The 12,656-nt window shown below is 72.7% G+C and carries 15 protein-coding genes; 4 read left to right on the top strand and 11 right to left on the bottom strand.

Going from position 1 to position 12,656, the window contains the following annotated elements; all coding sequences use genetic code 11:
• Nucleotides 1-95: 95 nt before the first annotated feature.
• Entirely contained in the window at nt 96-551 is a 456-nt protein-coding gene (locus tag O7553_RS19200; protein WP_348650050.1) for a CehA/McbA family metallohydrolase, read from the top strand.
• Here the strand turns inward: O7553_RS19200 and O7553_RS19205 are convergent.
• From O7553_RS19205 to fdxA, 7 genes are read right to left on the bottom strand one after another with little or no spacing between them, the layout of a single operon-like run.
• Complete coding sequence (locus O7553_RS19205) at nt 548-1,459, bottom strand: ribokinase (RefSeq protein WP_281551087.1); 912 nt, start codon at nt 1,457-1,459, stop codon at nt 548-550. The genes O7553_RS19200 and O7553_RS19205 overlap by 4 nt on opposite strands.
• A 4-nt stretch (nt 1,460-1,463) precedes the next feature.
• Complete coding sequence (locus tag O7553_RS19210) at nt 1,464-1,841, bottom strand: cupin domain-containing protein (RefSeq protein ID WP_281551088.1); 378 nt, start codon at nt 1,839-1,841, stop codon at nt 1,464-1,466.
• Nucleotides 1,842-1,866: 25 nt separating this feature from the next.
• The gene (locus O7553_RS19215; RefSeq protein ID WP_281551089.1) at nt 1,867-2,664 is read right to left on the bottom strand and encodes an aldolase/citrate lyase family protein; all 798 of its coding nucleotides are present in this window, start codon (nt 2,662-2,664) and stop codon (nt 1,867-1,869) included.
• A gap of 11 nt (nt 2,665-2,675) precedes the next feature.
• Nucleotides 2,676-3,863 (bottom strand): TatD family hydrolase, encoded by a 1,188-nt coding sequence (locus tag O7553_RS19220; RefSeq protein WP_281551090.1) that lies wholly within the window; start codon nt 3,861-3,863, stop codon nt 2,676-2,678.
• Nucleotides 3,860-4,768: a fumarylacetoacetate hydrolase family protein gene (locus O7553_RS19225; protein WP_281551091.1), complete on the bottom strand. Its 909-nt coding sequence runs from the start codon at nt 4,766-4,768 to the stop codon at nt 3,860-3,862. Before O7553_RS19225 ends, O7553_RS19220 begins: the two co-directional genes overlap by 4 nt.
• On the bottom strand, nt 4,765-5,745 hold the full coding sequence (locus O7553_RS19230; protein ID WP_281551092.1) for an NAD(P)/FAD-dependent oxidoreductase: 981 nt from the start codon (nt 5,743-5,745) through the stop codon (nt 4,765-4,767). The genes O7553_RS19225 and O7553_RS19230 overlap by 4 nt, the downstream gene beginning before the upstream one ends.
• On the bottom strand, nt 5,742-6,056 hold the full coding sequence (gene fdxA, locus O7553_RS19235) for a ferredoxin (RefSeq protein WP_278170791.1): 315 nt from the start codon (nt 6,054-6,056) through the stop codon (nt 5,742-5,744). The genes O7553_RS19230 and fdxA overlap by 4 nt, the downstream gene beginning before the upstream one ends.
• 184 nt (nt 6,057-6,240) lie before the next feature.
• Here fdxA and O7553_RS19240 point away from each other — a divergent pair, with 184 nt between their 5' ends.
• Nucleotides 6,241-7,590: a hypothetical protein gene (locus O7553_RS19240; RefSeq protein ID WP_281551093.1), complete on the top strand. Its 1,350-nt coding sequence runs from the start codon at nt 6,241-6,243 to the stop codon at nt 7,588-7,590.
• A gap of 101 nt (nt 7,591-7,691) precedes the next feature.
• Nucleotides 7,692-8,552: an IclR family transcriptional regulator gene (locus O7553_RS19245; RefSeq protein ID WP_281551094.1), complete on the top strand. Its 861-nt coding sequence runs from the start codon at nt 7,692-7,694 to the stop codon at nt 8,550-8,552.
• On the opposite strand, the gene O7553_RS19250 is transcribed toward O7553_RS19245, so the two are convergent.
• From O7553_RS19250 to O7553_RS19260, 3 genes are all read right to left on the bottom strand, one after another.
• Nucleotides 8,549-9,328, bottom strand: coding sequence for an IclR family transcriptional regulator (locus O7553_RS19250; protein ID WP_281551095.1), 780 nt, complete (start codon nt 9,326-9,328; stop codon nt 8,549-8,551). The two genes, O7553_RS19245 and O7553_RS19250, sit on opposite strands and share 4 nt — an antisense overlap.
• An 88-nt stretch (nt 9,329-9,416) precedes the next feature.
• Nucleotides 9,417-9,824 (bottom strand): nuclear transport factor 2 family protein, encoded by a 408-nt coding sequence (locus O7553_RS19255; RefSeq protein ID WP_281551096.1) that lies wholly within the window; start codon nt 9,822-9,824, stop codon nt 9,417-9,419.
• A complete protein-coding gene (locus O7553_RS19260; RefSeq protein ID WP_278170800.1) occupies nt 9,812-10,261 on the bottom strand; it encodes a VOC family protein in 450 nt (149 codons plus the stop codon). The genes O7553_RS19255 and O7553_RS19260 overlap by 13 nt, the downstream gene beginning before the upstream one ends.
• 167 nt (nt 10,262-10,428) lie before the next feature.
• Between O7553_RS19260 and O7553_RS19265 the strand changes: the two genes are divergently transcribed.
• The gene (locus O7553_RS19265) at nt 10,429-11,457 is read left to right on the top strand and encodes an aldo/keto reductase (RefSeq protein ID WP_281551097.1); all 1,029 of its coding nucleotides are present in this window, start codon (nt 10,429-10,431) and stop codon (nt 11,455-11,457) included.
• A 50-nt stretch (nt 11,458-11,507) separates the two neighbouring features.
• Here O7553_RS19265 and O7553_RS19270 read toward each other — a convergent pair whose 3' ends face one another.
• Nucleotides 11,508-12,545 (bottom strand): sodium:calcium symporter, encoded by a 1,038-nt coding sequence (locus O7553_RS19270; protein WP_281551098.1) that lies wholly within the window; start codon nt 12,543-12,545, stop codon nt 11,508-11,510.
• Nucleotides 12,546-12,656 lie beyond the last annotated feature (111 nt).

Consider the following 12,656-nt stretch of genomic DNA (forward strand, 5'->3'; position numbering starts at 1 on the left):
AAGATCATGTGAGCGCTATGGACGTCACGATGCGATTGTGGCGTACATAACGCTCACATGATCTTGAGCAACCGCAGTCTGGCAGGATCACCGGGGTGCGTCGAGCGTCAGCACCGCGAGCGGCAGCCAGGTGGTACCGGGGCGACTGCCACCTGCACTCGGTGCGGTCGACCGGCGGTGAGCTGACCCCGGCCCAGCTGACCGCCGCCGCCCGCGCGGCCGGGCTCGACTTCGTCGCCGTCACCGAGCACAACACGACCGATGGGTACGCCGACTGGGTCGACGGCGCCGGCGACCTGCTGGTGATCTGCGGCCAGGAGGTCGTCACCCGTACCGGGCACTGGCTGGCCCTCGGCCTGCCACCCGGTCACCTCGTCGACTGGCGGTACGGCAACGACAACAGCGACGGCGACGACCGGATCGGCCGACAGCTCGACGAAGTGCACCGGGCCGGTGGACTGCGCGTCGCCGGAGTCATCCTCGCGCTGTGCCGACCACCCCGCGCCGACGGGCGGCGGGCCGCCGACGACCGACCGGGTCTGGCCAGCTAGCCGACGGTGAGCACCTCCGCCCGGCGCGGGGCGCTGGCCATCGCGCCGGGCCGGGTCACTGTCACCGCCGCCGCCCGGCTCGCCCAGCGGGCCGCGTCTTCGATCGCCGCACCGTCGAGCAGCGCGTCGGCCAGCGCCGCGCAGAACGTGTCCCCGGCACCGGTGGCGTCCACCGCGTCGACCCGCTCGGCCGGCACCAGATGCTCCCGGTCGGCGGTCACTACCAGGGCACCGTCGACGCCGAGGGTCACCACCACCGGCCCCCGGGTACCCAGCGACCGGGCCATCGTGGCGAGCGCGGCGACATCGCCGGTCCCGCCACCGGCCGGCACGGCCGCACCGGCCAGCGCCGCGAGTTCACCCCGGTTGGGCACCAGCACGTCGACCCGGGCCAGGGTTTCCGCGTCGATCGGCCGGGCCGGGGCCGGGTTCACCACGACCAGGCCGCGGGCGGCGGCCACCACCGCGGCCACCACCGCCGCGTCGACCTCCTGCTGCAGCAGTACGGCCGCAGCGTCGCCGATCAGGTCTGCGTACGGCCGCAGGTGCTCCGGGGCGAGCCACATGTTGGCCCCGGAGCTGACCGCGATGGTGCTGTCGCCGTCGGCGGTGACCAGCACGATCGCCTGCCCGGTGGGGCGGGGTGCGCGCAGCACCGCCGAGGTGTCGACGCCCTCGGCGGCCAGCAGCCCGGTCAGCCACTCCCCCTCGGGGTCTTCGCCGACCGCGCCGACCATGGCCACCGACCGGCCCAGTCGGGCGGCGGCCACCGCCTGGTTGGCGCCCTTGCCGCCACCGGCCCGGGAATGGTCGGCGGCGCTGAGCACCGTCTGCCCGGCGGCGGGCAGCTCGTCGAGGGGCACCACCACGTCGACGTTGAGGCTGCCCACCACCACAATGTCAGTCATCGGCTCACCCCTGAGCGGCGGGACGCCAGGCATGCGCCAGGAAGTCGGGGCGCGGCGGGGCGAACACGTCCAGGTTGATGCACGGGCCCTCGGTCGGCTCGATGTAGTGCTCGGCGCCGCGCGGCACCAGCAGCATCGAACCCGCGCTCATGTCGTGCGGTACACCGTCGACGTAGTAGTTGCACCGCCCGCCGAGGATCATCACCAGCTGGTCGAAGTCGTCGTGGGTGTGCGGGTTGAGCGCCATGCCGACGGCGAGTTCATGCCAGGCGAGGACCACCTCGTCGGTGGCGTACACCTTGCGTCGCACGCCGGGGCGCACGTCAGTGGCGGGGATGTCGTCCCAGTTGACCGAGGTGCGGTAGAGCTGCGGGTTCAGCACGTCCGGGCTCCCTTCGAGGGCTGGCTCAATTGTCGGTGGCGAGGTGGCGCAGGCCGGCGCCGAGCAGCTGCAGGTCGGAGCCGGCGACCAGGTAGTTGGCGCCGGTCAGCCCGTACCGGCGCAGAATGCCGTCGGCCCGGCCCGGCGCCCACCCACCCAGGGTGACCCCGGCGACGCGGGCAGCGTCGGCGATCTCACCGACCCGGCGCAGCAGCGGCGCCTGGTCGTCGGTGGTGGCCAGGCCGAGGCTGACGGCCAGGTCGGTGGTGCCGGCGAACGCCACGTCGACGCTGGAGTTGCCGTCCGGGCTGGCAAGCAGGTCGGGTAGCGGGTCGTCGGTGTCGGCGGTCTCGATCTGGGCGACCAGCAGCGGCGGGTCGGCGGCCTCGGCGGCCAGGTAGGCGTCCAGCCCGGCGGCCCCGTAGCTGGCGGCCGGGTGGGCGAGGCTGATGCTGCGCCGGCCGGTCGGCGCGTACCGCACGGCGGTGTGCAGCGCGGCGAGCTGCGCACGGGCGCGGACGGTGGACAGCTGCACCCCGGCGGCTCCGGCCTCCAGCAGCCGGTTGACCTGCGCCGGGTCGACCGCTGCCAGCCGTACCAGGGCCGGCAGGCCGAGCAGTGCGGCGTGCCGCAGCTGCCCGGCGGCGGTCCGCTCGTCCAACCCGGAGTGCTCCAGGTCGACCACGACGAAGTCGAGGCCGGCCTGGGCGGCCAGCTCGACCGCGTCGGTGCCGGGCAGTTTCAGGAAGGTGCCGACCACCCGCCGGCCGCGCCGCAGCCGCTCACGCAGCGCGGCCCGGCCGGTGTGCACCCCGGTGCGCATCGGGTCGGTCCTCAGCTGGCCCGGCCGGCGGCACCGGCCTGGTCGGTGGGCAGGCCGCGCCACGGTACGGTCGGCACCCGCTCGCCGGCGAGCAGCACCACTTCCGGCTCCAGCCGGGGCGCGGTGATCTGGTTGCCGGCCGCGTCGGGCAGCACCGCCTCGTCTGCGTCGGCGAGCACGGTGACGTGCGCCGGGCCGCCTTCGACGAGGCTGCCGTAGCCTTCGGCGTCCAGGCCGGTCAGCCGGGCCGGGGCGCTGGTCACCCGGGGCACGATCTGCTCCATGGTCATGCCCAGCGCGCGTAGCTTGGCCATGCTCGTGACCAGGTCGAACACCGGGCCGCGCCAGTTGCGGGCCGAGGTGTCCGAGGTGATCACGTCGGGGTAGAAGCCCTGTGCGATCGCCGGTTCGGCCACCTTGAAGCTGAGGTTGCTCTTGCCGTGCGCCGACTCGAACAGCACACCGCGCTCACGGGCGGCGTACACCTCGGGCAGCACCGTGCCGTCGGCCAGGATGCCGTACGGCTTGCCGGTGTAGCAGTGCGCGACCACGTCGCCGGGGCGCAGCATCTCCAGTACGGCCGGCAACGGCTCCGGGGTCTCCCCGATGTGGATCATCAGCGGCAGGCCGGCCTCGGCGGACAGCTCCAGCGAACGCTTGAGCAGCGGCCGCCAGTTGTGCCCGACGACGTCCTCGGAGAGCCGGATCTTGAAGCCGCGGACCCGGTGCGGGTTGGCGGCGGCGACCGCGAGCGCGTCCTCGGGGACCAGGGTGTCCGGGTTCATCAGCTCGCCGAACCGGAAGTCGATCAGCCCGAGCACGCTGACGTTGAGGAAGTTGACCAGCCGCAGCTTGGCCGGGGCGGCGACGTACCGCTCGAAGGCGGCGAAGGTGGAGGCGCCGACGGTGCCGGCGTCGCAGGCGGCGACGACGCCCCGGTGCAGGTGCGCCTCGTCCGGCGGGGCACCGACCTTGGACACCTCGGCGAAGATGTGGGTGTGTCCCTCGACCAGGCCGGGCAGCACGTACCGGCCGGCGCAGTCGACCACCTCGCGGGCGTCGGCGGCCAGGCCGGGGGCGATCCGGGCGATCCGGTCGCCGGTCACCGCGACGTCGGCGACCTGGCTGGCACCGGTGGTGGAGTCGAAGACCTCACCACCGGCCAGCACCAGGTCGTACCGGGGAGCATTCTCAGTCATCGGTCAGCGGACTTTCTGTGCGAAGGAGAGGACGGTGCCACCACGTCGGGGGTGCCGTCGGCGGTTTCGGCGCAGAACCGGGTACGCAGCGGCAGCACCCCGCCGACCGAGACCTCGACCAGGTCACCGGGACGCAGGAAGCAGCCCCGGTCCTGGCCGGTGCCGGCCGGGGTGCCGGTGAGCACCACGTCGCCCGGTTCCAGCACCACGTACCGGGTGATCCAGGCGAGCAGCTGCGGCACCGGGAAGATCAGGTCGGCGCTGGTGGCCTGCTGGCGTACCTCGCCGTTGACGGTGGTCCGCACCTCGATGGCGTCGCGGTCGGCGACGGCGGCGATGTCCAGCACCGACGTGCCCAGCGCGCCGAAGCCGGGGAAGCTCTTGGCCAGCGTCGGGTTGCCCGACGCGGTCATCACGTCGCGGGCGGTCAGGTCGTTGGCGGCGGTGATGGCCGCGACGTGCGACCAGGCCTGCTCGGCCGGCGTACGGTGCATCCGGGCCCCGATGACCAGCGCGATCTCGCCTTCGTAGTCAGGCTGGGCGCTGATCGAGCTGGGCAGCGCCACGGTGGCGTCCGGACCGGAGCCGGCGCTGGCCGACTTGAGGTAGAGCACCGGTTCGGTGGGCAGTGCCCGGCCGGCGGCGCGGGCCTTGCAGTGGTAGTTGAGGCCGACTCCCCAGACCGCCCGGGTGCTGCCCAGCGGGGCGACCAGCTCAGCGGTGAGGGTGTCCAGCGGCAGCCGCTCACGTGTGGGTGCGGTCGCCGCGGGGTCGAGCCCGGTGCCGGCGCGCAGGAGGTCGGCGACGTCGCGGTACGGCAGGTCGAGCAGTTCGGCGGTGCCGTCGCCACAGATCCGGGCCAGCCCGTGCCGGGTGGCCAGCAGCTGCAGTCCGGGGGCGCTCACGCGGCGTCCGACGAGTGGCCGGGCACGGTGCTCAGCGCCGGGTTGACCAGCGGTGCCAGGTTGTTGACGGCGGCGGCGGCCTCACCGAAGCCGACCGAGATCAGCCGCACCTTGCCCGGGTAGTCGGTGACGTCCCCGGCGGCGTAGACCCGGGGCAGGTTGGTACGCATCGACCGGTCGACGGTGATGTGCCGTTTGGTCATCTCCAGCCCCCACTGCTGCATCGGGCCGAGGTCGGCGATGAAGCCGAGGGCGGCCACCACCGCCTGGGCGGGCAGCTCCTCGCGCCCGTCGCCGCGTACCTCGCTGATCGTGACCGAGGTGAGCTGTGGGTCGCCGGCGATGCCGCTGACCTCGTACGGGGTGACCACCCGCACGCTCGACGCGTGCAGCTGCTCGACGCTGCGTTCGTGGGCGCGGAACTGCGGCCGGCGGTGCACCAGGGTGACGCTGGCGGCGTACGGCTCCAGGGCGAGCGCCCAGTCGACGGCGGAGTCGCCGCCGCCGACCACGACGACCTGCTGTCCGGCGAGTTCCTCCAGCCGGGGCACGAAGTAGCGCAGCCCACGGCCGAGGTAGTCGCTGCCGACCGGCAGCTCGCGCGGGGTGAAGGTGCCGATCCCGGCGGTCAGCAGGACCGCCTTGGCGCGCACCCGGCTGCCGGTGTCGGTGCCGAGCTGCACGTGGTCGGCGGCGTTGGTCAGCTCCACGGCGCTCTCGCCCAGCAGGAAGGTGGGTTTGGCGGTGGCGGCCTGGGTGAGCAGGTCGTCGACGAGCTGCTGGCCTTTGATCGACGGTAGGCCGGCGATGTCGTAGATGTCCTTCTCCGGGTAGAGGGCAGCGATCTGTCCGCCCGGTTCGGGCAGCGAGTCGATGATCGCCACGGTCATCCCACGGAAGCCGGCGTAGTAGGCGGCGTAGAGGCCGGCCGGGCCGGCGCCGATGACAGCCAGGTCGACGTCGTGTTCGGCGGTCATGAGCCGGTGCTCCCGGCGACGGCCGGGTGGTCGCGACCGACCCGGCCGATCTTGCGGGCACCGCCGGGGGCGCCGAGCTCGCTGAAGAACTCGGCGTTGATCGGGCCGAAGTGTGCCTGGTCGGCCGGCAGGTCGTCCAGGTGGAAGATCGAGGTGACCGGGCAGACCGGTTCGCACCGGCCGCACTCGACGCACTCGTCGGGGTTGATGTACATCATCCGGTCGCCCTCGTAGATGCAGTCCACGGGGCATTCCTCGACGCAGGAGCGGTCCTGTACGTCCACGCATTCGTCGGTGACCACGTAGGTCATCGGTCCTCCCGCATCAGTGGGCCTCTTCGCCGTCCTGCTCGCGTCTCGCGCCTCTGCGACCTGCGGTTATCTGGTTGGACAGCGGCGTCGTTGATGTGACGTCACGCTAGAGACCCCACCCTGGCTATGTCAACATGCGAGACGTCATCTTGGATAACTGTCACGGGAGTGATGGGATGAGGCAATGAGCGAGGACCGGATCGTCGACGCCCTGACGGTGCTGACCGCCGGGCCGACCCCGTACGGGCAGGAACTGGCCACCGCCGAGCGGCTGGCCGGCTGGGGCGCCAGCCGTTGGCCGGAGCTGGCCTGGCGGGTCGACCGGCTGCCGGCGACCGCCGAGATGCCCCGCAGCGCCAATCTCGTCGTCACCGCCGGCCGCGACGTCACCGCCGGCCACAACGTCACCGCCGGCTGCGGCGACGCGCCGGAGCTGCTGATCTGCTCCCACCTCGACACCTCCCTCACCGGTGAGCCGGGCTTCGACGAGCCGATCACCGGCGTGTCCGGTCCGACGGGTGGACTGCGCCGCTCGGCCGGACCGGCCGGCGACGCCCTGGTCGACGGCTTCGGCCTCGGGGTCGCCCGGGCCGCCGCCGCGACCGCGCTGGTCGGTTTCGTCGCCGCCGCCGAGGCGCTGCGGGCGGCCGACCGGCCACACCGGCTGACCCTGCTGCTGGCCGCCACCGGAACCCACCGGTACCACCTGTCGCAACCGCCGGAGACTCCTGCGCGCGTGGTCCGGCAGCAGCCCGGCGGTGTCGCCCGACACCTGGACCGGTACCCACCGCCGGCGGCGGCGGTGCTGGCCAAGTCCAGTCCGCCGGGCGTGCTGACCGCCGAACCTGGCGCCCTCTACCTGCGGGTGCGGCTGACCGGCCGGTTCCATCCGGTGCTGGCCCGCGAGCGCGCGGTGCCGCCCGGCGGTCTGATCACCCATCTCGGTGTGGTGATCGAGGCACTGGAGGCCTTCCGGCGGCGGCACCTGGCCGCCCGCGCCGATCCGACCGCTGCGGTCGGCGCCGAAGTCGGCATCGGTGCGGTACGCGCCGGGCAGCCGGCCAAGCCGGATCTGCTGCCGGGCCGGCTTGACCTGCACCTGTACCTGGTGACGGTGCCCGGTGACGATCCGGCGCGGATCCGCGACGAGGTGCAGGCCGCCGTCACCGCCGCGACCGCCGGCACTCCGCTGGCCGAGTGCCCGGTCTCGGTGGACGGGCAACTGGTCCACCCAGCCGCGGCGACGGCACCGGACGCGCCGATCGCCCGGCACGCGTGCGACGCCTGGACAGCGGCGTACGGCGAACAGGCACCGCCGGTCCTCGGCTGGACCGGTTCGACCGACGGGGTGGTGCTGCGCGGCCGGGGCGTGCCGACGGTACGGCTGGGACCGCCCGGCCGGGGTGCCGATCCCGCTGATCCCCGCCGGGACCGGTACGCGCTGGCCGATCTGCGGATGTTCGCCGGCATCTATGCGGACATCGCGGTACGGCACACCGGCACCATCGACAGCGCAGGGTACCGTATGGCATGATGCTGTCTCACTTTCCGTACGCGTCCCGGCCGCTCGCACCCACCCCCGTCCGGTGCGCACGCCCCGCCGCTTCCGACCAGGAAGCCAGATAAGGAAGCCAGATGGCGGACGACAGCTCTCCCGCCGAGGTGAGCCCCCCGGTGCTCGCCGAGCCGAGCACCCCGGCGATCCAGACCGTGCAGCGTGCCGCGGTGATCCTCAACGCGTTCACCGCAGCCCGACCCCGGCTGAGCCTCAACGAGCTCACCGCCAGCCTCGGCACCAGCAAAGCCACCGCGCACCGCTACACCAAGGCGCTGCGGGAGAGCAACCTGTTGCGCTACGACGAACGCGAGGGCCTCTACTCCCTCGGCCCGCAGATCCTCACCCTGTCCGCCGCCGCCCGCGCCGCCATGCCGGTGATCAGCATCGCCGGCCCGCACATGCAGCAGCTGGTCCGCGAGGTCGACGAGACCGTGGTGCTCAGCGTCTGGGACGGCGACACGGCGGTGGTGGTCCGCGCCGACGACAACACCGACCGGGTGATCCGGGTCAGCGTCCGCACCGGATCCCGGCTGTCGCGCACCGAGTCCGCCCAGGGCCGGGTGTTCTGCGCGTTCCTGCCGGCGGAGGACGTCACCGGGCTGGCCGCCGACCTGGCGGCCTCGGCCGAGCTGCGCCACGAGGTCGACAAGATCCGCCGCACCGGCATCTCCGCCAACACGCCGTCGGTCAACGGGGTACGCAGCATCGCCGCGCCGATCTTCCGGGGCCAGACGCTGATCGCCGCCATGGCGATCGTCGGCACCACCACATCGGTGCCGGAGGGCACCGACAGCCCGCTGGCCACCGCGCTGCAGCGCGCCGCCGCTGTGGTCACCGCCGAACTGGGCAGCGTCGCAGGCAACGGCCACCAGCAGCCGGGCGACACCGGGCGCAACGGCCACCGGCCGGGCGGCAACGGCCGGACCAGCCGGAGTTAACCGGCGATCGCCCCCAACGTCTCGGACAACTCCCCCGCGACCTGCCGCAGCTGGTCCGCCGCCGCGGTCTGCGCCGCACCGGCCAGCGCCACGCTGGTGCCGAGCACCGCGAGCGCGGCCACCACCTGGGTACGCTCGAACACCGGTGCGGCGATCACCCGTACCCCGAAATCCTCCGGTGAGTTGACCGCGACGCCGTCGCGGCGCACCTGCGCGACCACCCCCCGCAGCGCGGCGGACAGCCGCAGCTGCCGGGCCACCACCGGATTCTCGGCGGGCGGCAGGTAGGCGCAGAACACCCGGCCCTGGGCCGAGCGGGTCAGCTCCAACGGCGAGCCGGTACGCACGCTGAGCCGCACGTCACCGCTGGTGTTGTCCATGCACCGGACCACCGTCGGCGCCTCGCCGTTCCAGATGCTCAGCACCGAGGTCTGGTTGGTGTCGCGGGTCAGCCGGTCGAGGTAGGGCTCGGCGACCGTGACGATCGGCAGCGCGGCGCGGGCCGCCGCCTCCATCGCCAGGATCTGCGGGCCGAGCGTGTAGGTGGCGGTGGCGACGTCGAACCGCAGCAGATTGGCGGTGCGCAGCGCCCGCGCGTACCGGTGCGCGGTGGCCCGGCTGATCGCCAGGTCGGCGGTCAGCTCGGCCAGGGTGAGCCGGGGCCGTTCCACGGTGAACGCCCGCAGGATCGTCGCGGCGCGCTGCACCGTCTGGATGGCCGGCCCGTCGCCGGCCACCTCGCTCGTCTCACCCGCCGCCCGACCCGTGACCACCACGGCGCCACTCTACCGAGCCCTACGCCACCGGCGGGATAAGCCGGCCGACGGGACCAGCCAGCCGATAGGGACCAGCCAGCCGACAGGATCAGCCGGCGGCGATCTGTCGGTGCACCTCGGCGCTGTCCCAGTAGTCGACCCGGCGGGCGATCAGCCCGTCGGCGTCCACCTCGAAGCGGAACATGCCCCGGATGCGTACCGGCGCGCGGCCGGCCGACACCAGCCGAAACGACATCCGGTACGCCACCGCCGCCCGGTCGCCCTCGACCAGCAGATCCTCGACCTCGTAGTGCAGGTCGGCGAACTCGGCGAGAAAGCCGTCCAGCCGGGCGCGGTACGCGGCCCGGCCGGTGACGGTTCGGCCGAGCGCCGCGGTGTGCTCGTTGACGAACCCGGGACTGACGCAGCCGGCGACCGCGTCGGCGTCCCGGGCGTTGAGCGCGGCCAGGTACCGCCGCACCGCGTCGCGGGTGCGTCCGCCGGTCAGCTCCCCCACAGCCGCCGTACGGTGTCGAACACCTGCTGGTCGTGGGAGATCTCGATGACGTTGCCGTCCGGGTCCTTCAACGCGCAGATGTAGCCGACCGGCGGCGGCATCTGCCGTGGCTCCCAGTGCAGGCAGCCCATCTCCCGGGCCCGTTCGGCGATCTCGTCGACGTCGGACCGGTTCGGCACCTCGATGCCGATGTGCGCGAACGGGTGCAGCAGCCCCAACTGGCCGCCCTTGTCCTTGTTGAACGAGACCAGCACCAGCACGAACGGCGTCTCGACCTGCTTGTCGTTGGAGAGCCAGACGCTCTCGCCGTCGGCGTCGGCGAAGCGCTCCACCACCACCAGCGGGGTGAGCGAAGTATAGAACGAGATGGCCTTGTCAAGGTCGCCGGTGGGCAGTGCCACGTGCGTCCATCGGGCGTGGGTAAGGCCGGTCGCCACGGGAACCTCCAGTTGCCGAAATGTCTGTTGCAGCGCGTCTACCAGGCTATTCGGCACCGTAGCCGGGATCCATGTGCCGGGGACACAAACCCGGCGATCGGCCTTCGAGCCGCTGCGACGGTGCCGCCGTCGGTGGTCGGCTGACAGGCTGGCGGCGGGAGGTTCTGATGCAGTACCGCAGGCTTGGCGGCACCGGCGTCGAGGTGAGCACGCTATGCCTCGGCACGATGATGTTCGGTGCCTGGGGCAACACCGACGAGCAGGAATGCCGGCGGATCGTCGGGGAGGCGCTCGACGCCGGGATCAACGTCGTGGACACCGCCGACGTGTACGCGCACGGCGAATCCGAGCAGATCCTCGGCCGGGCGCTGCGTGGGCGGCGCGACGACGTCGTGCTGGCCACCAAGTTCCACGAACCGATGGGGGACGACCGCAACCGGCGGGGCAACTCGCGGCGCTGGATCCGTCAGGCGGTCGAAGCCAGCCTGCGCCGGCTCGGCACCGACCGAATCGACCTCTACCAGGTGCACCGGCCCGACCCGGGCACCGACATCGACGAGACCCTCGGTGCGCTGTCCGACCTGGTCCGCGAGGGCAAGGTGCTGATGGTCGGCTCCTCGGCGTTCCCCGCCGAGGAGATCGTCGAGGCGCAGTGGGTCGCCCAGCTGCGGCAACGGGAACGGTTCACCACCGAACAGCTGCCGTACTCAATCATGGCGCGGGGTGTGGAGGCCGGGGTGCTGCCGACCTGCCAGCGGCACCGACTCGGGGTGCTCGCCTTCAGCCCGCTCAACGGCGGCTGGCTGACCGGCAAGTACCGCTCCGCCAAGGTCCCCGCCGACTCACGGGCCGGACGCAACGCCGACCACTTCGACTTCCGCGATACCGCCGCCCGGCAGCGCAAACTCGACATTCTCGGCGAGCTGGAGAAGCTGGCCGCGCAGGCCGGGCTGAGCCTGATCGAGCTGGCCCTCGGTTTCGTACTGAGCCATCCGGCGGTGACCAGCGCCATCGTCGGCCCGCGCACCCTGCCCCAGCTGCGCAGTCAGCTCGGTGCCGGTGAGCTGACCGGGCTACCCGCCGCAGTGCTGGACCGCATCGACGAACTGGTGCCCCCAGGACACAACGTCAACCCGGCCGACGCCGGCTACCGGCCGCCGGCGCTCACCGACCCGGCGCTGCGCCGCCGGGACTGACCGGACCGGCGCTGCACCACCCTGTCCGACCGCCGCCCAGGGCGGCGGAGTCAGGCGGCGCGGACCAGCAGCAGCACCACCGTGACCAGGTAGACCACCGGGATGGCGACGCCCTCGAAGCCGACCCCCCGGCGTTCGCGCAGGAGCAGGCCGGCGGCGAGAGTCACGGTGAGCAGCGTGGTCGACCCGGCGAGGAGCAGACCGGCGGAAGCCGCGTCGGCGTATACCGACCCCGGCCGGTACGCCGCGTCGGCGAGGAAGATCATCAGTGAGTCGAACGCGTTACCGCCGAGAATGTTGCCGATCCCCAGCGTCAACGCCCCGATCCGGACTGCCGCGATCAGGGTGACCAGTTCCGGCAACGACGTGATCGCGGTGGTGACGGTGAACCCGACGAAACCGCTGGGCAGACCCGTCGCCGCGATCACCCCCAGGCCGCCCTGCCCGATGAGGTAGCCGGTGCCGCCGACGGCAGCGGCGAGTGCGGCCAGCCGCCACCACAGTCGGCGGGTGCTGGGCGCACCGTCGGCGTCGCCGTCGGGGTCGTCCGGGACGTCCTGCCGGGTGTCCGAGGTCTGCTCCGCCCGCCACATCGGGTTCTGCCGCAGCCGGCGGACCAGGTGCAGTCCGTACAGGTAGAGGACCGGGATCAGCAGGCTCGCCGGATGCACCCAGCCGAGAGTCAGGCCAGGCGTGGCGTAGGCGACGATCGGCAGGCAGAGCAGCGCCACCAGCACCAGCGCCTGCATGATGTTCTCCAGCGAGGCGGCCGCGTGTTCGATGTTCGACCGCCGGTAGAGCAGATCGGCGATGGCCAGCCAGACCGTCTGTACAGCGATGCCGCCAATCGGGTTGGCGATGGCGAACTGCGCGTCGCCCTGCCAGGCGCCGATCGCGGTGGTGGCGATCCCCGGTAGCGAGGTGACCGCGCCGAGCAGCAGCGCTCCGGCGACGGCCTCGCCCATTCCGGTCCGGTCGGCGAGGGTGTCGGCGGTCGCCGCCAGCGACTTGCCGGCGAAGACGATGACGAGCAGGGCGACCGCGAGCGCAGCGATGCTCGGTGCCAGCGGCCAGGTCGACCCGGTCACCGTCGCCCACCGTCGCCTCGTGACGGATGGCCCGTTGACGGTGGGCACAGCCGAGCCGTCTTCGTCCGTTCAGGTCCCATGACCGACCTCGCTACCCGATCACTGTCACGG

This window comes from Solwaraspora sp. WMMA2059 (genome assembly GCF_027497315.1).
Classification (GTDB): domain Bacteria; phylum Actinomycetota; class Actinomycetes; order Mycobacteriales; family Micromonosporaceae; genus Micromonospora_E.

Excerpts from the sequence above, each read along its gene's own strand:
- O7553_RS19205 (WP_281551087.1), bottom strand. The coding sequence starts at position 1,459 with ATGACTGACATTGTGGTGGTGGGCAGCCTCAACGTCGACGTGGTGGTG.
- O7553_RS19215 (WP_281551089.1), bottom strand. The coding sequence starts at position 2,664 with ATGCGCACCGGGGTGCACACCGGCCGGGCCGCGCTGCGTGAGCGGCTG.
- O7553_RS19220 (WP_281551090.1), bottom strand. The coding sequence starts at position 3,863 with ATGACTGAGAATGCTCCCCGGTACGACCTGGTGCTGGCCGGTGGTGAG.
- O7553_RS19230 (WP_281551092.1), bottom strand. The coding sequence starts at position 5,745 with ATGACCGCCGAACACGACGTCGACCTGGCTGTCATCGGCGCCGGCCCG.
- fdxA (WP_278170791.1), bottom strand. The coding sequence starts at position 6,056 with ATGACCTACGTGGTCACCGACGAATGCGTGGACGTACAGGACCGCTCC.
- O7553_RS19240 (WP_281551093.1), top strand. The coding sequence starts at position 6,241 with ATGAGCGAGGACCGGATCGTCGACGCCCTGACGGTGCTGACCGCCGGG.
- O7553_RS19245 (WP_281551094.1), top strand. The coding sequence starts at position 7,692 with ATGGCGGACGACAGCTCTCCCGCCGAGGTGAGCCCCCCGGTGCTCGCC.
- O7553_RS19265 (WP_281551097.1), top strand. The coding sequence starts at position 10,429 with ATGCAGTACCGCAGGCTTGGCGGCACCGGCGTCGAGGTGAGCACGCTA.